Genomic DNA, 20,890 nt, shown 5'->3' with positions numbered 1-20,890 from the left:
TTTGAGCCGAGACGCAACATGTTGCGTCTCTACCAGGGGTCATTCGTATCGCAGGCTTTTTACGGGGTCGGCGAGGGCGGCGCGGACGGCCTGGTAGCTGACGGTGAGCAGGGCGATGCACAGGGCGACGCCGCCGGCGATCAGGAAAATGGACCCGTTCAGATCGATCCGGTAGGCAAAGGTGGACAGCCAGCGTTCCATCCCGACATAGACCACCGGGCTCGCCAGCACGAAGGCCGCCAGCATCAGCCAGACGATGTCGCGCGACAGCAGCAGCGCGATCTGCGCCACACTCGCGCCGAGGATCTTTCGGATGCCCACCTCCTTCGTGCGCTGCTGCGCGGCGAACGCGGCAAGCCCGAAGAGACCCAGACAGGCGATGGCGATCGCGAGCAGGGCAAACGCGCCGAACAACTGGCCGAGGCGCAGCTCGGTGCGGTAGAGGGCGTCGAAGACGTCATCGTAGAACCGATAGACGAAGGGCTGCTCGGGCACGACCTCACCCCAGAGCCGCTCGACGGCGGCAATGGTAGCCGGCAGGTCATGCGAGCGTACGCGCAGGACGACAAAGTTCGAGGCCTGGTCCGTCGGCTGGAGGTACATCGGCGCGATGGCCTCCTTGAGCGTCTTGTTGTGGAAATCCTTGACAACACCGATTACGGTGCGCACGTCCTCGTCGGAAAAATGCAGTTGTTTTCCGATCGGCGCATCCCATCCGGCTTCCTTCACGAGCGTTTCGTTCACGACGATATCGCGCGCCCTGGCGCCGGCATGCGCCGCATCAAACAGGTTGCCGGCGACCCGTTCCAACCCCATCGTCTCAAAAAAATCGGCATCGACGGTCTGCCCTTCGAGAAAGAGTCCTGGCGCCCCGTTCATCCCTCCTTCGACGTATTCGGCGTTCAGATAACGAATCTCGCCGGCCTGCGTCAGCGTGGAGGTCGTCGTCGCCTGCTCGACACCCGGGATGCGCAGCACTTCGCCCTTGAAGACATCGTACCGATCCGCCAGCTCGTTCTCGAGCCCACCCTGGACAAACGAGCCGCCGCGCGTGGCGAACGTCAGGAGCTGCGATTCCTGAAAACCGGGCCGTTCGCTCTGAACCAGATGCATCTGGCGATACACGACAAGCGTAGCCGCGATAAGCGCCACCGACACAAAGAGCTGGAAGACCACCAGCGCGCGACGAAGCGAGAGCGATCCCGCCCGCTGGATGCTGCCCTTCAGGACGGCCTCGGGCCGGAAAGCGCTCAGGTAAAATGCCGGATAGCTGCCGGCAATGACCCCCACGCCCAGTCCAAACAGCACAATCATCCCAACGAGCATGGGCGACTCGCTCAGCCCGAAGGCAATCTGGCGATCCATCACGTGTGCGAATGCCGGCAGCAAGAGCTGCACCAGCCCGATGGCGATCACCAGGGCCAGACCGCTCAAGAGCACGGACTCCGCCAGAAACTGCCCGATCAGCTGGACTTGCCCCGCACCGACCGCCTTGCGCACACCGACCTCCCGCGCCCGCACGGCGGCCCGGGCCGTGGCCAGGTTCATATAGTTGATGCACGCGATGAGGAGAATGAACACCGCGATGGCCGCGAAGAGGTAAACATACCGGATATCGCCTTTCGTGGTGCTGTCCCCGGTGACTTCGGAGGAATAGAGGTGGATGTCCAGCAGCGGCAGCGCGCTGAAGTCGATACCGCTGGTCCGGCCCTCCGGTACGCGCCGTTCGGCGAACGGCGTCAGGCCCTCCTCCAGCCGCTGCACATCGGCCGGCGACTGCACCAGCGCATACGTCCACGCATTGGTAAACCAGTTCTCGCGCTCGGTCCCCATCGCAAATTCAGACTCGAACGACCCCATGAAATCGAACGCGAGATGGGAATTCGCCGGCAGATCGGCGAACACGCCGGCCACGTCGAACGTCCACCGGTTGTCCAGCACCAGTTGCCGCCCCACAGGGGAGGTATCGCCGAAGTATTTCCTGGCGAGGCGCTGGGAGATGAAGACCGTGAACGGGCTGGCCAGCGCGGTGGCCGGGTCGCCTTGCACCACCGGTATGTCGAAGATGTCGAACACGGCCGGATCGCCAAACGCGACGCCGTCTTCAAAGAACCGCCGGTCGCCCTGCGCAACGAGCCGCTTGATCGGCGGCGTGATGCGTGCCGTCTGTTCGACGAAGGGAAAGTCTTCCTCCAGCAGCGCCGCCATCGGGATCGGCGCCAGCGCCCAGTGCCAGGAATCGTCGTTCACCCGCTGCATGGTGATCCGCACGATGCGATCCGCCTTCGTGTTGAAGCGGTCGAAGGACAGTTCCGTCTGGATATACAGCAGGATCAGCACGCACGCGGCCAGGCCGACAGAGAGCCCGACGATGTTGATCGCCGTATAGCCGCGGTGCCGGCGCAGGTTGCGAAGGGTGATGATGAGGTACGTTTTCAGCATGTCGTTCAACCGTATTTGAGCCAGACGCCACATGGTGCGTCTTTACAACGGCGCCACCGGGCACCTCGCCCGGTCATTCATACCGCAAGCTTTTTACGGGATCGGCGGACGCCGCGCGGACGGCCAGCCAGGCGACGGTGCCGGCCGCGATGAGCAGCGCCATCCCGCCGGCGGCCAAGAACACGCCCGGCCCGAGCACGATGCGGTTGGCGTAGCCGTCGAGCCAGCGCGCCATGGCGAGGTAGGCGATCGGTACGGCGACGAGAAAACCCATCCCGACGAGCTTGAGAAAATCCAGCGTCAGCAGCGCCGTGAGCCGGAGCGCACTCGCGCCGAGCACTTTCCGAATGCCGATCTCCTTGCGCCGGCGCTGCACGCCGAAGGCGGTCAGCCCGAACAGCCCCAGGCAGGCGATGAACAGCGCAAGAAACGTGAAGGAGGCCACGGCACGGCTCAAGACGCGCTCTTGCTCGGCCATCTTCGCAAAATTGTCGTCGATGAAGGCATAACGGAGCGTTTCGTCGCCGGCAAACGACGCCCACAGCGCCTGCACCTGCGCCATCGCCTCGCCAACCCGACCGGCCTGCAGTCGCACCAGCAGATGCGTTCCTTCCTCGTTGTAGAGCACGACCGCCGGCTCGATGCGCTGGCTGAGCGACTGGAAATAGAAATCGCTCACCACGCCCACGACGCGCCGGCCTTCGCCGATGTCTTTCCCGATCGGGTCGTCGCCCAGATTCAGGGCCCGCACGGCGGCTTCGTTCAGGATCGCGGCCGAGGAATCGGATGCCAGGTCGCGACTGAAATTCCGGCCGGCGATCAGGCGCAGCCCCAGCGTCGGCAGGTAGGTGTCGTCACCGCGGAACGTCTGCAGTGTCATCTCCTCGGGCATCTCCGGCGTCTTGTAGGTAAACATCGAGACGCCTGAGCCGGTCGGCACGCGGCGCGCGAGGCTGGTCTGCGCCACCGTCGAGAGCCGATCGACCTGATCGCGGAACGTTTCCAGACGCGGTCCGAGCACGCCGGCGTTTTCGATATCGACCACCCCCTCGAAGGCAAAGCCTTTATCGGTGCTGCGGAGATGATCGAGCTGGCGAAAGACGACCAGGCTTCCGATGCCCAGCGTGATCGCCACGGCGAACTGGGTGACGACGAGGGCACTGCGCAGCCGGCTGTTTCCCGGACCCGCGCCCGTGCCGTGCAGCATGCTCACCGGCCGAAACCGGGCGAGGAAAAGAGCGGGATACACGCCGGCCGCGAGACCGACCGCCAGCGTGAAACCGACCAGCCAGAGGAGATAGAGCGGCCCATCGAACAGGCTATCCACCAGTTCGGCGCCCGTCACATACGAAAAGACGCGCAACAGCAGCTGGGCGAAGACGAGGGCGACGACGAGCGCCATCCCGCTCAATGCGACCGTCTCGGCGACGAACTGGCGCCGCAACGCATTGGGCTCCGCGCCCAGCGTCTTTTTGACGCCTACTTCCTTCGCCCGGATCGCGCCGGCGGCCGTCGTAAGGTTGATGTAGTTGATCGCCGCCAGCACCAGGATGAACGCGCCGATGATCCCCAGCACGTAGACCTGCACGGGGTTGCCCCCGGGCTTGATTTCGAGCCGGTAGTCCGAGTGCAGGTAGATGTCCCGGAGCGGCTGGATCATGAAGCGGACGGCAAAATCGCTGGACGCCCATTGCTCGTAGGTGCCGTCGACGCCACTGGACGGAAAGGCGTAGTCGCGCAATAACCGGTCAAGACCGCGCTGCAGCGCGGCGGGGTCCGATCCCTCGCGCAGCCGCACGTAATTGTAGAACTGCACGTTGCTCCACGCGCTCGCCGGCTCGTCCTCGCGAACGAGCGGAAGCCAGAGCGAAGCCGCGAGGTGCGTCCGATAGGGCGGATCGGCGACCACCCCCGTGACACGATGGGGCTTTCGTTCCTTGCCCACCAACACCACGCGTCCCAGGGCCGGCGCATCGCCAAAGTAGGTACGCGCGGCCGTCTCGCTGAGGACGATCTCGTCGGGCGCGCGCATCACCTGGCCGGGAGTGCCTTCGAGAAACCGGTAGCTGAAGAGGTCGAAAAACGCGCTGTCGGCGTAGATGTAGGCCGGCTCGGCATACCGCGTCTCCCCCACCTGAACGGTCGTCTCCTGAAACCCCCGGTCGAACCGGGTGGCCGCTTCGATCTCCGGCACCAGATCGGGCAGGATGTCGAGGAGCTGTTGCTGGCTTTTGGCGAAGCCGCCCATGTTGAAAAAGTCGGTCGCGATCCGATAGACGCGGTCGCCACCCTCGACATGGCGGTCGTAGCTCAGCTCCTGCCGCACGTAGAGCCCGAGCACGAATGCCGCGGCAATGCCCAGGGCGAGCCCGCCGATGTTGATGATCGACGTCAGCGGATCGCGACGCAGCGAGCGGAGGGCGATGAGGAATGCGTGCCTGATCATGTCATTCGTACCGGAGACTGTCCACCGGATCGGCGAGCGCCGTCCGGATGGACTGATAGCTGACCGTCAGCAGCGCGATCAGGATCGCCACCACGCCGGCGCCGACGATGATCCAGCCGCTTATGGTCACCCGGTACGCGAAGTGCGCGAGCCACCGATCCATCGCATAGAGCGCTACCGGCACCGCCAGCACGTACGCCACGGCGATGAGCCGGGAGAACTCTTTCGACAACAGCAACACCAGCTGCGGCACCGTGGCCCCGAGGACCTTGCGCACCCCGATCTCTTTCGTGCGCGTCGCGGTGACGTACGACGCCAGACCGAACAGCCCGAGGCAGGCAATAAACACCGTCAGTGCCGTGAAATAGCCGAAGATCTGGCCGAGACGCTGCTCGCTGGCGTAAAGCCTGCCGAAATCGTCATCCAGAAAAAAGTAGTCGAACGGCTGGCCGCCGGCGATGTCCGCCCACTTCATCCGAAGCCGTTCGATGGTTTCGTCCAGCCGAACCGGGCTGACCCGCAACAGCGCATACTGCATGTCGCCGCCGAGCTTGAGCACGAGTGGCCGGATGGTGTTTTCAAAGGACTCGAACTGAAAATCGCGCACGACGCCGACGATGGGTCCGGAGACCGCCGCCTCGTCGTCCGGCTCCTCGATGCGTTTGCCGATCACATCCTCCAACGTGAAGCCCAGCTCGCGCATGCCGGCTTCATTGACGACATACGCCGCGCTATCGCCCGGAAACGCGCGCGAAAACGAGCGGCCCGCGACGAGGTCCATCTCGAGCGTTTCGATGTAGTCGTGGCTGACCTGTGCCGAAGCCAGGGCGAAAATCGTGTTGCCCGAAATCCCTTCCGGGCGAAAGGCATCGGTTGTCGTCAGCCGCCCAGGCAGCGCGTTGGCGAAGGCCACACCGGTCACTCCCTGATCCGACAACAGGGTGTTATGCATCGTCTCGGCGGCGACCGAATTCGAGGTGATCGGCAGCACGAGCACCTGGTTCTTGTTGAATCCCACGTCCTTCGACTGCATGAAATCCAGCTGCCGGCTCGCCACGCCCGCGCAGATCAGCATGCCGATGGACAGCCCGAACTGCATCACGACGAGCGCGTTGCGCAGGCCGGCGTGCCGCACCCCGCGCGGCAGGGTGCCCTTCAGCACGGCCGCCGGCTGGAAGGCCGAGAGCACGATCGCGGGATAGATGCCAGCCAGCAGCCCCGCGGCCAGCGTGATCCCCAGCATGCCCGCGAAGAAGCCGGCGTCGCGCGTGAAATCGATGGTAAGCGTCTTGTCCGCCAGCTGGTTGAACCACCCGAGCGAGAGCCACACCAGCAGGCTCGCGACCCCGAGCGCCGCCAGCGCCATGAGCATGGACTCCACCAGGAACTGCCGCATCAATTGCCGGCGCGTCGATCCCATCACCTTGCGAACGCCGACCTCACGAGCGCGGCCGGTCGAACGGGCCGTGGCGAGGTTCATGAAGTTGATGCAGGCGATGAGCAGGATAAACACTGCGATGGCGTTGAGCACATACACGTACGTGATATCGCCCGTTCGCCCGATGGTGCCGCCGGCCTGGGAATGGAGGTAAAGGTCGCCGAGCGGCTCGACGAAGTACGCCCATCGCATGCCGTTCGCCACCGCCTCGTCGAAGGAGACGCCCAGCGCGCCTTCGACCTGGGGGCGGACGTAGGTCTGCACCAGCGCTTGCAGCTTCTGTTCGAACGCGACCGGGTCCTTCCCTTCGGCCAGGCGCACGTAGGTATGAAACGAGTTGCTCACCCAGTTCGCCTGATTCACCCAGGGGATGCTGGTCAGCGAGGCAAGGAAATCGAACTGCAGATGCGAGGTGGACGGGATGTCCGCCAGGATGCCGGTCACCCGGTAGGCGTCGCCGTCGCTGTAGACGGTCTGGCCAAGGGGATCATCCCCGCCGAAGTATTTTTTCGCCATCGCATCGGTCATCACCACCGAATAGGGCTGAGCGAGGGCCGTGCGCGCGTCGCCGCGGAGCAGGGGAAAGGTCATCACATCGAACACCGACGAGTCGGCCCACATCCACCCCGACTCGAGAAAGGCGCGGTCCTCATACCGCACCGCCTGCCCCTGGTCGTCGAACGACGCGAAGAACCGCGCCACGGCGCGGACCTCCGGGTACTCGGTCGCCAGCACGCCGGCCATCGGCGCCGGCGACGTGGCCGTCTTGAGCGCCTGCCCGTTGAACGCCGCATCCAGGTTAATGCGATAGATGGACGCAGCGTGTTCATGAAACCGGTCGTAGCTCAACTCATCGCGCACATAGAGTACGATGAGCATCGCCACGGCCAGTCCGATGGCCATGCCGAAGACGTTGATGGACGTGTAGGCGCGCTGCTTCGACACAGTGCGGAGGGCGATGACGAGGTAGTTCTTGAGCATGATGGCCTCTTCGGCATGCAGCGCGTTCAGGCCGGGGCGATGTAGCGCTGTTTGAGAAAGTTCTCCGTCACGATGTGGCCGTCGAACAGGTGCACGATCCGGTGGCTGTATTCGGCGTCCGCCGGCGAGTGGGTGACCATGGCGATGGTGGTGCCGTTTTCGTTCAGCTGCGTCAACAGCGACATCACCTCTTCGCCGTGGGTCGAATCCAGGTTACCGGTGGGTTCGTCCGCGAGGATGAGCTTCGGGCCGGCGACGACGGCGCGCGCGATCGCGACGCGCTGCTGCTGACCGCCCGAGAGCTGCTGGGGAAAATGCCCTTTCCGGTGCGTCATCTGGACGCGATCCAGCGCCGCCGTCACGCGTTGTTCGCGCTCGGCGGACGTCATCCCCAGATACAGCAGCGGCAGCTCGACGTTTTCGTAGACGGTCAGTTCGTCGATCAGGTTGAAGCTCTGAAACACGAAGCCGATGTTGCCCTTGCGCAGGCCGGCGCGCTGGCGCTCGGACATGTTCGCCGTCTCGTGGCCCAGGAACGTGTACGACCCCTCGGAAGGGCTGTCGAGCAAACCCAGGATATTGAGCAGCGTCGACTTGCCGCAGCCCGACGGACCCATGATCGAGATAAACTCGCCTTCCTTGATCTCCATGTTGACGTTGTTGAGGGCGGTGGTTTCGACCTCTTCCGTCACGTAGGTCTTTTTAAGATTGGTGGCTTTGATCATACGTTTGATGTATTGAGCGTGTGCGTGGGCAAACGGTTACTGAAGAACGAGGCGATCGACATCGCCGAAAGTGTCGTACGAGGACGTCACGACCTGCTCGCCGGCCTCCAGCCCTTCGAGCACTTCGTAGACGAGCGGATTCTGCCGTCCGAGACGGACGACCCGCTTCACCGCGAAGTCGCCCGAGGGATCGAGCACGTACACCCATCCTCCGCCGGTGGACTGATAAAAACCGCCGCGCGCCAGGGTCAGCGCCTCGCCGAGGTCGCTCATCTCGAGGCCGAGCCGGATCGTCTGCCCGCGGCGAATGTCCGGCGGCGTCTCGCCGAGGAACGTGAGGTCGACTTCAAACCGCCCGTCCCGAACTTCCGGATAGACGCGCGTCACTTCCATGGCGTATTCGACGCCGGCGATCGGCTGGGTCGTGGCGCGCTGACCGCGTACGACCCGGTTGATGTAGTACTCGTCGATGCCGGCACGCACCTTGAACCCGTCGAGCACGTCCACCTGCCCGAACCGGAAGCCGGCGCCCTTCATCTCGCCGAGTTCGGCGTTGAGCGCCGTCAACTGGCCGGCAAGCGGCGCGCGCACGGTCAGGTTTTCGAGCTGTTCCTGCATCACCTCGAAGTTGGCGTCCATCCGCTCGACGGCGAGGACCATGCGCTCGACCTGCAGCGCCTGCCGCAGCGAATCCTGCTTGAACGACTGCTGGGTCAGGTCGCGCCGGCGCTGCCAGTATTCATATTCATCCTTCACCGTCTGGAACTCGCGTTCGGAGATGACTCGCTTCTCGTACAGGTCCTGGTTCCGCTCCAGATCGCGCCGGAGCCGCAGGATGTTGTAGTCCATGTCCGTCAGCTGCTGCCGGCGGGTGAGGTTGCCCTCCTCGATCTGAAAACGCGTTTGTTCGAGCTGGCTGATCTGCTCCAGACGCTGGGATTCCGTGTTCAACAGACTCAGCTGGAGCGTGCTGTTCGAGAGCCGGAGGATGGGCTCGTGGTCTTCGACCATCGCCCCTTCCTGGACATAAATCTCCTCGATGCGCCCTCCCTCGACCGCATCGAGGTACACCGTCGTGCGCGGGAGGACGTTGCCGGTGATGGCGATCCGTTCCTGGAACGGCTCGAACCGGACGGTCGATACGGTCAGGCGTTCGGTATCTACATTGAGTTTGCGCCCGCCGGTCGTCGTCCACAGGGCATAGCCCAGCAGGGCTACGAGGACCACGGCGCCGGCCAGTTGAAGGGTGCGGCGCATCGTCCAGAATCGGCGTTCGCGCTGCCGGTCCATGCCTTCGCCGCCGCCCATCCGGCGGTCGCCGGGATCGGACGCAGGGCCCGAGGAAGGACGCAGCAAAACGGAAATGTCAGGCTTCTGATCAGGGGTGTCGTTCATTGCTCTATCGGGTACGTGACTGCCCATTGCTTTGCAATCGCGGTGCCAGTACCCACAACTCGTTGCCTCCCAACAACATGACCCTCACACAGCCGTATCTCGCCTCCGCCGAAGGTGTTCGCCGGCGAAACACCAGGTGTCCGATTTCGAACACTCCGGTCAGCGTATTCGCGCCTGTTCACCTATATTGCGGGCTGGAATGATGTTTGGAGATCGCCGGCCGATCCACCCACCGTATTCAACCGAACCGTACCGCCACGTATGAGCGATTTCGGGAGTCTTTTGATTGTCGACGATGACGAGGATGTGCTGCAGGCCGCGCGCTTTCTGTTGAAGAAACATGCGCGCCGGATCCACACCGAAAGCCGGCCGGAACGTCTCCCCGAGCTGCTGCAGAACGAGACGTACGACATCATTTTGCTGGATATGAACTTCACGCGCGACGTCTCGAGCGGACGCGAGGGGTTTTTCTGGCTCGACAAGATCCTCGCGATCGATCCGGCGGCCGTCGTGGTGCTGATCACGGCGTTCGGCGATGTGGAAATGGCGGTCAACGCCATCAAGGCCGGCGCCACCGACTTCGTCCTGAAGCCCTGGCAAAACGAGAAGCTGATCGCCACGCTGACGGCTGCGCGGCGGCTGCGCTCGTCCAAGACGGAGGCCGGCCTGCTGCGCGATACGCAGCGGCAGCTCCTGTCCGATATCGACCTGCGCTACCAGGATTTCGTCGGCGAGTCGCCGGCGATGCAACGCGTCTTCGAACAGATCGACAAGGTAGCGGCCACCGATGCCAGCGTCCTCATTCTGGGGGAAAACGGCACGGGCAAGGAGCTCGTCGCCCGTGCCCTGCATCGCCACTCGCGGCGATCCGAGCGCCCCTTCGTCGGCGTCGACATGGGCGCCATCTCGGACACCCTGTTCGAAAGCGAACTCTTCGGCCACGTCAAGGGCGCCTTCACCGACGCGCGGGAGGACCGGGTGGGTCGTTTCGAGCTGGTTTCGGGCGGAACGCTGTTCCTCGACGAAATCGGCAATCTGTCGATGGCCAAGCAGTCCAAGCTCCTGACCGCCCTCCAGCGCCGTGAGATCGTCCGGGTGGGGTCGAACAAACCGATCCCGATCGACGTCCGGCTCATCTGCGCGACGAACATGCCGATCTACGAGATGGTCGAGGAAGGTCTGTTTCGCCAGGATCTGCTGTACCGCATCAACACCGTCGAAATCCATCTGGCGCCGCTGCGCGAGCGCCCGGAGGACATCGAACCCCTCGCCACGCACTTCCTGACGCGGTTCGCCCGAAAATACGGAAAGTCGGTCCGGTCGCTGAGCAGCGCGGCGATCCAGCAGCTGAAGGCCTACCACATGCCCGGCAACGTCCGCGAGCTCGAGCACATGATCGAGCGGGCCGTGATCATGACCGAGTCTACCTCGCTGCAGCGAGAGGACTTTTTCTTCGCCGGCACCCGGCGCCCCGACACCGACGGTCTCGTATTCGATGCCTACAACCTCGAGGAGGTGGAGCGCACGGTCATCCGAAAGGCGCTCGACAAACACGAGGGCAACATCAGCAAGGCGGCGAAGGAGCTTGGGCTCACCCGCGCCGCGCTGTACCGACGTCTCGAAAAATATCACCTCTGACCCCGATCCATGCGCGGCTTTCGCATACAGTGTACGCTACGCATTCTGGTGCTGGCAGCGAGCATCTTCGCCGGCGTGTACGCCTATGTGGTGCACGCCTCGTCGCTGATCCCCGTTGCGGCGGCGGTTCTGGTGGCATTCCAGGGCATCTCCCTGGTTCGTTTCGTCGATCGCACGAACCGCGAGCTGAGCCGGCTGTTGCTGGCTATCCGGTATTCCGACTTCTCGCAGGCGTTTCATGCCAAGGAGCTGGGGGGGTCTTTTGTCGAGTTGAGCAAGGCGTTTACCTCGGTCATGGAGGATTTTCGATCGGCGCGCGCGGAAAAGGAGGAGCACGTTCTCTATCTGAACACCGTCATCCAACATATCGGGATCGGCCTGCTCGCTTTCCAGGAAACCGGCAGCGTGGGGCTGATCAACAACGCCGCCAAGCGGCTGTTGCGCGTGCCCTACCTCAAGAACGTCAAGGCGCTGGCGGGATTCAGCGCCGAGCTGGTGGATACCCTGCTCAGGATGCACGCGGGAGACAAGGCGCTCGTCAAAGTGGTCGACGGCGACGAACTGCTGGAACTCGTCGTCTACGCCACGGAATTCAGGCTCGGCGGGCAGTTTTACACCCTGGTGTCGATTCAGGACATCCAGGCCGAGCTGGAAGAAAAGGAAATCCAGTCCTGGCAGAAGCTCGTCAGTGTCCTCACGCACGAGATCATGAACTCGATCACGCCGATTGCCTCGATGGCCGACACGGCGAACGAATTGCTGACGGATCTGGCTCCCGCCCCGGAAACCGGTCTTGCCGCCGAGACGCTCACCGATGTGCGTCTGGCGATGCAAACCATCGCGCGGCGCAGCCAGCACCTCATCCATTTCGTGCACGCCTACCGCAGCCTGACGCGCATACCGCGACCGGATCTCGAGATCTTCCCGATTCGCCGGCTCTTCAGCGCCATCGAGCATCTTTTCCGGAGTTCACTCGACGACGCCGGCATCGGGCTGAGGGTGGCGGTCCAACCCGAGGAGCTGGATGTGACCGCCGATCCCGAGTTGATCGAGCAGGTCGTCATCAACCTGATCAAGAACGCGATGGAGGCGCTGCAGGACACACCCGATGCCTGCATCCAGCTGAGCGCACGGATGACGCCGCGGGGCAATACGATCATCCAGGTCTCGGACAATGGCCCCGGCATTCCACCGGAAGCGCTTGAGCGCATCTTCATTCCGTTTTATACCACCAAGAAGGAAGGATCCGGCATCGGGCTCAGTCTATCCCGCCAGATCATGCGTCAGCACGGCGGGGCGTTGAGCGTTATTTCCGACCCGGACCGGCAAACGACCTTCACCTTGCGCTTTTGACGCCCAGGTCCGCAAGATTCGGGTCGACCCGGCCGGCGCGCTGGCGTATTCTGGGGTACCTTCCACGTATACCCGAAACGATATGTCTTCCGACTTCGACCGTATCGAAAGCGCCATTCGGTTTCTCGAGGACAACGTCCTCGACCAACCCCGCCTCGACGACATCGCCGCGCACATTCACCTGAGCCCGTACCATTTCGAACGGCTGTTCAAGCGCTGGGCCGGCGTGACCCCGAAGCAGTTCCTCCAGCATTTGACCCTGAGTCATGCCAAGGAACGGCTCAGGACGTCCGCCTCGGTGCTCGAGGCCGCCTTCGCGGCCGGCCTGTCAGGCCCGAGCCGGCTGCACGACCTGTTCGTCACCGTCGAGGCCGTCACGCCCGGCGAATTCAAGCAGCAGGGCGCCGGCCTGACGATCCGCTACGGTTTCCACGAGACGCGTTTCGGCTGGTGTTTCGTCGGCGTCACCGACCGGGGCGTCTGTCATCTGGCCTTCGACCCGCCGGGCCAGGGCCCGGTCGACGAGCTGGCTTCCCGCTGGCCGAGCGCCGGCCTGGTCGAAGCCCCGGATGAAACCCGACGCACCGTCGCGCGCATCTTCGGCGAGGAATCCGAGAACGGCTCTTCGATGAGGTTGTTGTTGAGCGGCACCAACTTTCAGTTGCAGGTGTGGCAGGCGCTGCTCCGTGTGCCGGCGGGCCATATCGTCTCGTACGAGGACCTGGCGATCGCCTTGGGCCGGCCGGCGGCAACGCGCGCCGTCGCCAGCGCCGTCGCCAGGAATCCTGTCGGCTACCTGATCCCCTGCCACCGGGTCATCCGCAAGTCCGGGCATTTTGGGCAGTACCACTGGGGCAGTGCGCGCAAGAAAGCCATGGTGGGGTTTGAGGTGAGCGCAGTCTTGAATGCGATGCCATGAGCCAAGACGCTGCCACATCGGGGGCTGAGCCCAACAAGCCTGGCACGATCAGATACGCACCAGCGTTTCAGGAATCGCTCGCGTAGCAGGCCACGAGATAAGCATAATTATCGAGTTCGATTGTTACGGTCGTAAAACCCTGCAAAACTTCAGCATGTGCAGGTAATACTTCATATTTATTGTAAAAGAAGGGATCGTCCTTTTGGACTCCGAAGAGACCTTCGAGAACCGAAAGGGTCAGCGTGGGCAACGCAACTTCACCGACCAGGTCTACCCCTTCCTTTTCGTACCATTCCAAAACCCTGATGACGCGATGATGCTGGGCGGTCATGTTGTTCAGTTTGATGACTTCACGTGCGAAATCGACGCAGTGCGAGATAGCAGCCTATAGACACCATGCGTTCACGCACGGCACGGGGCCGGCTGCAGGATTCCCGATGCAGCTGGCAAGGCCGAAGAAGCCGGTGTCACGGCTCCAGACGCACGATCAGGCGGCATGGCGCGCAACCGTTCACATGCTTGAGGCTGTCGAAGTGATCGTGATAGTCGGGGTCCTCGGTATCAAGCCTGGCCACCGCCACGAGATATCGTCCCAGGTTAAACAGCACGTCTCGATTTCCCGAAATCGATACCTGCATCGCTCCGGTTTCTTCCATTTCGTCTGTAACCATGTTCAAGCGAAGCTCCTTCTGGACGCATACCCCAAGCTGCTCCAGATGCTGCGGCCCAGCAACGCCGCCTTCAAAATACCCGTCTTCAGGCCTCGAGCGTCCCTGCATATACTCCAGGGTCAATAGCTCTTCCTTAACTATTTTCTTCATGTCTCTAGCCGGCGTCAAGCACCCTGGCGCTCCGAGTCGAACATCCTATACCGAACAGCTTCGGCGTAGTATTCTGGCAGTTTAAGGTATTCATCAGGTGAGCCCCTCCAATACATATTTGGCCCAGGCTCCCCCTCTGCACTATCGACTACAAATAAAACTCTCATTTAAAACATCTCTTTCAATAGTAACAATTAACAACATTTCCATTTATGGCCAGGAATGACAGGTATTTCATAGGAAAGATCTCACGCAAACCTGCGTTTTTTACAGGCCAGCATACTTCCTTGCATCCTACTTCAGATGACTGTGATGCAAAAGCCAACCCCTCAAATGGCTCCAAATAGCTAATGACGAGCAGTTTAATGGCATACGTAACTTCCGATGTTTTAAGGCGATATCTTGCATAACCCGTGCCCACTCAATCTACAGTCAAGATCATTAAGCTATTCTTTTCGCATGTACACCCAGGATCCTTCACTCAAGAGCTGAGGCACACGATCATTGCTTACAACATAATCTGTTTCCACGCTTACATCATCGAAATCAGCCATCATTTCTCCGGATACAGACTCCAATATATCTAATTCATCTTCTGATGGCGAGTCAGCAAAATAGAATCTTAAATAGACAACTCCATCTTTCATTGCCACAGCAATAGCTCTCATATTTGAAGTAATCATACTCAACAATGCCCTTTGAGCCGAAAGCAGTACGATTTTTTTCATTTTAGAGATACGGCCTAGATGGAACAATATGCACACCAGTCCTACTATTGATCACGATCCCTCTTGTCGTAGGCAACGAAGCCCCTGTAGACGGATCGACATAGCGACCTATTATTTTACCAAAATCCACCCTTATCTTGCTAGCATCAATTCTCTGAACCATAAGCACACTTCCATTGTGAAGATCATCAAGTAGTTCCTGAGCACTCAACTCAAGTATACTCCTCCCCGGAATATAGTTATTGTGCCCTAGAAGATGTTTTCCCTGTTTACCAAGATCAATTACTCTTGATATATCTCTAACATTATCATCCAAAACACCGACAACTCTTAATGATCCAACTTCAACACTGGATGATCCTCCAAGGAGTTTACCAATCCCTTTGCCCACAGATCCGGCTACTTTTCCAGTGATTCCACCAAGTGCCCCACCAATGCCTGCCGAGATCGCGACCTCTGTCCAGTCAAAGTTATTGCCAGAAAGTTTTTGATCTACCAAACTACCTGCCGCACCCCCAAGCGCCCCTGCTGCTATCAGGCTGCCAACCCCAGCTCCGGCAGTTAGTACAACCAGATCAGCAACTAGCCCGGCAGTCGCGCCAGAAATTGCTCCCTGTTTACAACCATCCCCAGTAGCTACTCCTACAGCACATCCGACGACTGCTCCTACTATCGTACCAATAATTTCGCCATTGGGGTCATAATTGATTACGGGGTTATTCGCCGCATAATTATAGGGGCTGATTTCCGGATAAATTTCCATTTGCGGATCCACACTCCCCCACCTCCCCAACGCCGGCATGTAGTACCTGGCGCCGAAGTAGTCGAGGCCTGTTTCCGCGTCACGCTCCTTCCCGGTGTATCCTTCTTTTGCCGCGGCACCCGAGAGATAACTCCGACCGGGCAGGGTCAAACCGAAGGGGTAGTAGTCCCGCCACTCCACGGTCGACCCCGCGGCGTTTATGACCAGTCGCGTCGAACCGAGGGCATCCTTGTGGTAATAAAACCGGTTCGTCCCGTCGTAGCGCCCCCAGACGGATTCGCCGGCGATGATATTCCAGTGTTTCAGCGTTCCCGTGTCAGAGAACACGCCCATGATCTGGCTCCCATCGAGAACATAGTGCTCGCCCGCAGCACTTCCAACCTTCTTCGCAAACCGCTGCCCGTCGCCACTGTAGCGATAGGTCGTGGTTGAGCCGGCCGTGAGGGACAGGGGGAGGTTACGTTCGTCGTACGTGCTGCTCGTGATGGCGTAGGGCGCCGGCGCCGTCAGCATGTTGCCATTGAGATCGTAGCTAAAACTGCCGGTCTCGGCATCCCACGCTTCGGCCGAGGAGACCGCATCGGTAACGGAGGCAAGCCGATTCGTGCCGCTCGCATACGAATAGGTAAGCTGATCGATGGCGCTCCCTGTCTCCCGATTTCGCGTCAGGGCGGTGATGTTGCCGCTCTTGTCATAGGTGATGCCGTTCACATCGTAGCGGGTTGTGAAATACCAATCCCACCCGCCTACGATATAGGGCTGCGGACCTACTTCACCCGTCCCGTTCCAGACGGCGTAGGAATAGTCGGCCGACTTGATGCGGTCGAGCGCGTCGTAGGTAAAGACATAGCGGTACCGCTTGTCCGACGTCGCGGTGCCTTGGTTGAACGTGGCCGTCGAGATATTGCCGTTTCCGAAGTAGTCGTACAACGCCGCAAAGGGCGTGTTTTCGCTATCCAGATCGATCCCGGTGACCCAGTCACGCAGGTTGTAGTCGTACCCCTTGGTGGCCCGGTACCCGTCGGTCTGGTATTCCTTCAGCTGGACGGTACGGACGGCGCCGGCCTGGTTGTACAAGAAGCGAACATCGGCCAGTGCCGGCTTGGCGGACGATGTAGACGCATACATTTTGGTCTCCCGGCCGAGCGCATCGTAGTCGTACCACTGGTACCAGTTCAGACTGCCGACCGTCGATTGCACCTTCGTACGCTGTCCCAGCCAGTTCAGCGTATAGGTAAAGGTGGTATTGAGGGCCGTAGTGACGCCGCCGGCATTGGACTCCGTGTACTGCCGCTTCCAGGTCTGCCGCTCTTCGTTGTCGTAGCTGGCCATCTCGATCTGCCAGCGTCCGTTGCTTTTGTAGGCCGATGCCGTGCGATGCATTTTCCCGTTGGCAGGGGTCGCGGCTCCGCTTATCTGGGAGCTGAACAACGACCAGGGATACGTACCCGTTGCCGGCTTGACGGCCGTCCCACCGTACCCGTTCGCCGCATCGCCGTAATGGTGGACCGCGAGGAAATAGGACGTCGTGGTATTCTCCCAGCCATAGTCTGTAGCGCCGGTGAGCGTATTAAAATCGATATGGGTATGCAGCCCGGTGATGGATGGCCGGCCCAGGTTGTCGTACCGGGTGTAGAGCACGTCGCTCTTCGAGGCCTGAACGGCGTCCTGACTGAATCGAAGAAGGCCCGCTTCGTCGTATTTGTATTTCACCGTGCCGGCATCGGGCGTGGTGCGCTGGGTCAGTTGCCCCTGTACGTTGTAGACGTTCGTCGTAACCAACCCACGCGGATCTGCGACCTGCGTGAGCAGATCGACGATGTTGTAGGTGAAGGTCGTGACCGCCTTGTCCGACGTGTTATAGCCGGCTACCACCTGCTTCGTACGCCCGAACGTATCGAAAAAGGTGCGCGTCACATGGCCGATTTCGTCGGTCGTTTCCTCGAACCTGTAGTTGGATGAGGAGCCCCCATCGAGCGTACCTACCTTGTAGGCCGTGAGGATGTAGGGGGCTGTCGTCCCGTCGTTTTCGGGCGTGACCCGGTCCACGCGCGCGAGGCCGTCACGCCGAAAGAGGGTCTCCACGTACGGATTCGTACTGCTCCCATACAGGCTTCGAGCCGATCCGGCGAAGCCGGCATGGTAGGCGCCTCCCGTTGCGTAGCTATACGGTTTCCACTCGCGGATGCGCGCGCCACTCGTCGCCGTGCCGGGCAGGTACTCCGTGTGGGAGACCACGTACAGCGCGCCGTCTTTGGATTGCGTCTGAAGGGGCCGGCCCAACCCGTCGAAGAACGAGATCGTCTCATAGGCGAGACCGGATGCGTGGAATTGCTTTCCGGTCACCTTGAAGGGGACGGTGGAGGTCGAATAGGAATACGTCGTCACCGTATTCGACGGGCTCATCCGGTTTTTGACTTCGGCGAGCCGGCCAAAGTTATCGTAGGTATAGGTTGTCGTGTGGCTGTTTTCGTCCTTGACGGTCGCGAGGAGTCCGAAGGCCGCATCGTAGCCAAACTCGACCGACAGCCCGGCTTTGGCCACCTTTTTGAGCAATCCCGGGGGCGTCGTGCTGACCCCGGTCGTTCCGGTGAAATACGTGAGCGTGGTGACGACGCCGCGAGGATCGGTGATCGACGTCGGTAGACCGTGCTCGTTGTAGGCCGTGGTTTTGTCCTTCAGCTGCCAGCCGCTCTGGATCGTGTCAGTCGTCCAATTGCTGTAGACCGGTTTGCTCGTCGAGGCCGTCCCGTTCCAGGCGACGTTGAATCGGGGCTTCCAGATGGTGCCGCCGGCCATGGCATAGCTGCTCCATCGCGTGGCGGTCGATGCGTGCCAGGTGGTTGAGGAAGCGCTGGTCTTTTCGCCTACGACCGTCTGAACGACCGGCCGCAGGATATTCCGGGTATTGAGTTCGCCGTATTTCTCGTAGCCGTACGTGTATTCGGTCTTCCGCGCCGGCGTTGACGTACTGTTGAGCGTTTCTTCGCTGGTTTTGACATAGCCGGTCCCCGTCCCGGCGGCCGTGTGGTGGGTATAGGTTGCCTTGTGCGTGATGGAGGTCGACGTGCTGGCGCTCTGGCCATAGTCGGTATCCGTTTCCGCGTCGACCTTACCGTCATACGACCACACCAATTTGGCGTCGTAGCCGCCGGCAGCGAATGCACTCGCCAGCGGGTATCCCGTCAGATCGTAGGTACGCGTCGTTTTGCGAACCGGATTGACGCCGCCATTATTGTAGTAGTATACCTCGTAGGGGAGCCCCCAATTCCAACCCTGATTGCCCTGCACGATCGCGAAGTCGTAGTACTGGAAGTTCGGATTTCCGAAATCGGCGCGCAGGTACAGAAAGGTACTGATTCGGGAAACCGTGGCCGGTGTATTGCCGGCGTTGGTGTAGTAGGTCTTGACGCTTCCGCCATCGGGATCGGATCGTTTTACATAATCATAGTACACCGCCGCCTGGGCTCGCTCGGTCCCCACAAAACCCCGGTATGTGGTGAAGTAGGTTTTCCACCACCCGCCCGGGACGCTGTTCAGCCGTCCCGAACCGTACGTGTAGGTCGTGCTCCATTCGCTCCCGAGCCCATCGCCTTGCGTTCGGGTTTTTACGCGGGCGCCACCCTGACGCGTCTGGTTGCCCGACAGGGTGAAGGAATACGCCGTGGTCGACGCATTCTGCTCCAGATCAAATAGCCAGAACGGGACCGTCTCGGTGCTGAGCAGGGAATCGTCCTCGTAATCGAACTGATCCCAGCCGCCGGACGGATACGTGATGCGTTTCAGGCTCCAGGCACGGCCGTCGTTGTTGACGCCGAGATTAAAGATGTCGGCGGTGCCTGCATTGCAGAAGCCGAACCAGTCCGCGTGCGCCGCCGTTACCGACGACGTGCAGGCCCCCCAGTACGTGAAGGCGTACGCCGGCAACGTAGCGTCGTTGTTCTTGCCGTAGATCTTGACGCCATCCAGCGAGAGCCGAGGCTCATCCGGACTGGCGTGAAGCGCTGAGGTGATCGTCTCGACTTTCTGCAGCGTCGTCGAAGGCGCCGAACGGGCCGCGAGGGTGATCTGCGTCAGTTTCTGGAAATGACCTTCCTCGTAGAGTGAAAGGTTTTCATTGTAGCGGGGCGCGGTTGACAGGGTCGCCTGATGGGTGGGCGTCACGATGGCGCTGAGGTACGATACCTGCTGACGCGTCGCCGCTTCGACCCCACCGGGGTCCACGACGGTCGTGGGCGTCGTATAGTCGAACCGAATCCAGCTGCCGGCTTCGTTCCCCGCGGGAATGTCGGGGCCCAGGTAGTCCGGCCCCAGGATCGACCGAAGCCGCCAGCTGCTGACATAATATTCGACCTGCAGGTCGTCGGACACAGTGAGAACGCTCGAAAAGATCCGAAATGTCGACAGGGTCGGGTGCGCAAAGACATAGCGGGTGCCGTCGTCGGTCGTTATCGTGAAACCGGTATAATCCGGCTTCTGGACGACCACACTGTTGAATACGGTCGCCGTCGTCGTGCCGCTTCCGGCTGCATCCACCACCGTCACGGGGGCGGAGCCGATGGCATCCACCTTCCAGGGGCGCCAGGCGTTCAGGTAGAATCCGTCCGCATCGGTGCGCGGCGGCGCCGTGCCGCCGGCTAGCCGCGTCATCATGGACGAACCGGCCGGCAAGGTGACGTAATAGGCATCGGGCTGCCACGCCGGCGTCGATCCGTCGGCCCAGTCGGTGCCGTGCACGGTGCCATCGGCCTCCACGAGCCCCATTGGCTCGCGCGTGATCGAACCCGGATCGAACTCCCAGCCCAGCCCGATCCAGCTGGCGCGCTGATCGACGCGGATGCCCGAACGGTAGGTAAACCGGATCTCGTAGTCGAGCCCGCCACGCCCCGGAACGGTCATGATCGGCAGGGAGAGCGTCAGGTCGCCTTTCGCATCCACGCCCGGTTCGGAGGGCGACGCCGGCCGCCAGACATCCGGCTGCGTCATGTGCGCGTTGAACAGCTGGCTCGTTTGTGCCGGCGAGGGAATTCCGGGCGAAAACAGGAGGAGCAGGCAAGCGGCCGTGAGGATGGGCTTCATGGCGCAAAGGGGATTGGTTTGATGTACGGCGCCAAATTCGCCGATCGCCGCCCCCGCAACATGAATGGAAGATGATCGGTGAATGAGATGTGACGCCGGCGGCATCCCGGTTTGCAAACAATCGCCGCGATAGCGCGTACATGGATCTCCAGACCGACTCGA

12 protein-coding genes are annotated in these 20,890 nt (G+C 61.3%); 3 read left to right on the top strand and 9 right to left on the bottom strand.

Annotated elements, in window-relative coordinates; translation table 11 throughout:
- Positions 1–39 precede the first annotated feature (39 nt).
- The 5 genes from R2834_05660 to R2834_05640 all read right to left on the bottom strand — a co-directional run bounded on the left by R2834_05660 (position 40) and on the right by R2834_05640 (position 9,427).
- Positions 40–2,442, bottom strand: a complete 2,403-nt coding sequence (locus tag R2834_05660; protein MEZ4699795.1) for an ABC transporter permease — start codon at positions 2,440–2,442, stop codon at positions 40–42.
- Positions 2,443–2,515: 73 nt separating this feature from the next.
- Entirely contained in the window at positions 2,516–4,888 is a 2,373-nt protein-coding gene (locus R2834_05655; GenBank protein MEZ4699794.1) for an ABC transporter permease, read from the bottom strand.
- Between the two features lies 1 nt (position 4,889).
- Positions 4,890–7,307 carry an FtsX-like permease family protein gene (locus R2834_05650; GenBank protein ID MEZ4699793.1) on the bottom strand — a complete coding sequence of 806 codons (2,418 nt, stop codon included), beginning with the start codon at positions 7,305–7,307 and terminating at the stop codon, positions 4,890–4,892.
- A 26-nt stretch (positions 7,308–7,333) separates the two neighbouring features.
- On the bottom strand, positions 7,334–8,032 hold the full coding sequence (locus R2834_05645) for an ABC transporter ATP-binding protein (GenBank protein ID MEZ4699792.1): 699 nt from the start codon (positions 8,030–8,032) through the stop codon (positions 7,334–7,336).
- A 36-nt stretch (positions 8,033–8,068) separates the two neighbouring features.
- On the bottom strand, positions 8,069–9,427 hold the full coding sequence (locus R2834_05640; protein ID MEZ4699791.1) for an HlyD family efflux transporter periplasmic adaptor subunit: 1,359 nt from the start codon (positions 9,425–9,427) through the stop codon (positions 8,069–8,071).
- Between the two features lie 261 nt (positions 9,428–9,688).
- On the opposite strand from R2834_05640, the gene R2834_05635 reads away from it, so the two are divergent.
- From R2834_05635 to R2834_05625, 3 genes are all read left to right on the top strand, one after another.
- Positions 9,689–11,065: a sigma-54 dependent transcriptional regulator gene (locus tag R2834_05635; GenBank protein MEZ4699790.1), complete on the top strand. Its 1,377-nt coding sequence runs from the start codon at positions 9,689–9,691 to the stop codon at positions 11,063–11,065.
- Between the two features lie 9 nt (positions 11,066–11,074).
- Positions 11,075–12,418, top strand: a complete 1,344-nt coding sequence (locus tag R2834_05630; GenBank protein MEZ4699789.1) for a HAMP domain-containing sensor histidine kinase — start codon at positions 11,075–11,077, stop codon at positions 12,416–12,418.
- A gap of 82 nt (positions 12,419–12,500) precedes the next feature.
- Positions 12,501–13,337 carry a methylated-DNA--[protein]-cysteine S-methyltransferase gene (locus R2834_05625; GenBank protein MEZ4699788.1) on the top strand — a complete coding sequence of 279 codons (837 nt, stop codon included), beginning with the start codon at positions 12,501–12,503 and terminating at the stop codon, positions 13,335–13,337.
- 67 nt (positions 13,338–13,404) lie between these two features.
- Here the strand turns inward: R2834_05625 and R2834_05620 are convergent, their stop codons facing one another.
- The 4 genes from R2834_05620 to R2834_05605 form a co-directional block, all read right to left on the bottom strand.
- A complete protein-coding gene (locus R2834_05620; GenBank protein ID MEZ4699787.1) occupies positions 13,405–13,668 on the bottom strand; it encodes a hypothetical protein in 264 nt (87 codons plus the stop codon).
- 136 nt (positions 13,669–13,804) lie between these two features.
- Entirely contained in the window at positions 13,805–14,158 is a 354-nt protein-coding gene (locus R2834_05615; protein ID MEZ4699786.1) for a hypothetical protein, read from the bottom strand.
- Between the two features lie 446 nt (positions 14,159–14,604).
- Positions 14,605–14,886 (bottom strand): hypothetical protein, encoded by a 282-nt coding sequence (locus tag R2834_05610; GenBank protein MEZ4699785.1) that lies wholly within the window; start codon positions 14,884–14,886, stop codon positions 14,605–14,607.
- Position 14,887: 1 nt separating this feature from the next.
- On the bottom strand, positions 14,888–20,728 hold the full coding sequence (locus R2834_05605) for a polymorphic toxin type 50 domain-containing protein (protein MEZ4699784.1): 5,841 nt from the start codon (positions 20,726–20,728) through the stop codon (positions 14,888–14,890).
- Between the last annotated feature and the right edge of the window lie 162 nt (positions 20,729–20,890).

Source organism: Rhodothermales bacterium, from assembly GCA_041391505.1.
Classification (GTDB): domain Bacteria; phylum Bacteroidota; class Rhodothermia; order Rhodothermales; family JAHQVL01; genus JAWKNW01.
The sequence above is the reverse complement of the archived record's forward strand: the minus strand, read 5'-3'. Positions and strand labels throughout refer to the sequence as shown.

Excerpts from the sequence above, each read along its gene's own strand:
- R2834_05660 (MEZ4699795.1), bottom strand. The coding sequence starts at position 2,442 with ATGCTGAAAACGTACCTCATCATCACCCTTCGCAACCTGCGCCGGCAC.
- R2834_05655 (MEZ4699794.1), bottom strand. The coding sequence starts at position 4,888 with ATGATCAGGCACGCATTCCTCATCGCCCTCCGCTCGCTGCGTCGCGAT.
- R2834_05635 (MEZ4699790.1), top strand. The coding sequence starts at position 9,689 with ATGAGCGATTTCGGGAGTCTTTTGATTGTCGACGATGACGAGGATGTG.
- R2834_05620 (MEZ4699787.1), bottom strand. The coding sequence starts at position 13,668 with ATGACCGCCCAGCATCATCGCGTCATCAGGGTTTTGGAATGGTACGAA.
- R2834_05640 (MEZ4699791.1), bottom strand. The coding sequence starts at position 9,427 with ATGAACGACACCCCTGATCAGAAGCCTGACATTTCCGTTTTGCTGCGT.
- R2834_05625 (MEZ4699788.1), top strand. The coding sequence starts at position 12,501 with ATGTCTTCCGACTTCGACCGTATCGAAAGCGCCATTCGGTTTCTCGAG.
- R2834_05630 (MEZ4699789.1), top strand. The coding sequence starts at position 11,075 with ATGCGCGGCTTTCGCATACAGTGTACGCTACGCATTCTGGTGCTGGCA.
- R2834_05615 (MEZ4699786.1), bottom strand. The coding sequence starts at position 14,158 with ATGAAGAAAATAGTTAAGGAAGAGCTATTGACCCTGGAGTATATGCAG.
- R2834_05610 (MEZ4699785.1), bottom strand. The coding sequence starts at position 14,886 with ATGAAAAAAATCGTACTGCTTTCGGCTCAAAGGGCATTGTTGAGTATG.
- R2834_05605 (MEZ4699784.1), bottom strand. The coding sequence starts at position 20,728 with ATGAAGCCCATCCTCACGGCCGCTTGCCTGCTCCTCCTGTTTTCGCCC.
- R2834_05650 (MEZ4699793.1), bottom strand. The coding sequence starts at position 7,307 with ATGCTCAAGAACTACCTCGTCATCGCCCTCCGCACTGTGTCGAAGCAG.
- R2834_05645 (MEZ4699792.1), bottom strand. The coding sequence starts at position 8,032 with ATGATCAAAGCCACCAATCTTAAAAAGACCTACGTGACGGAAGAGGTC.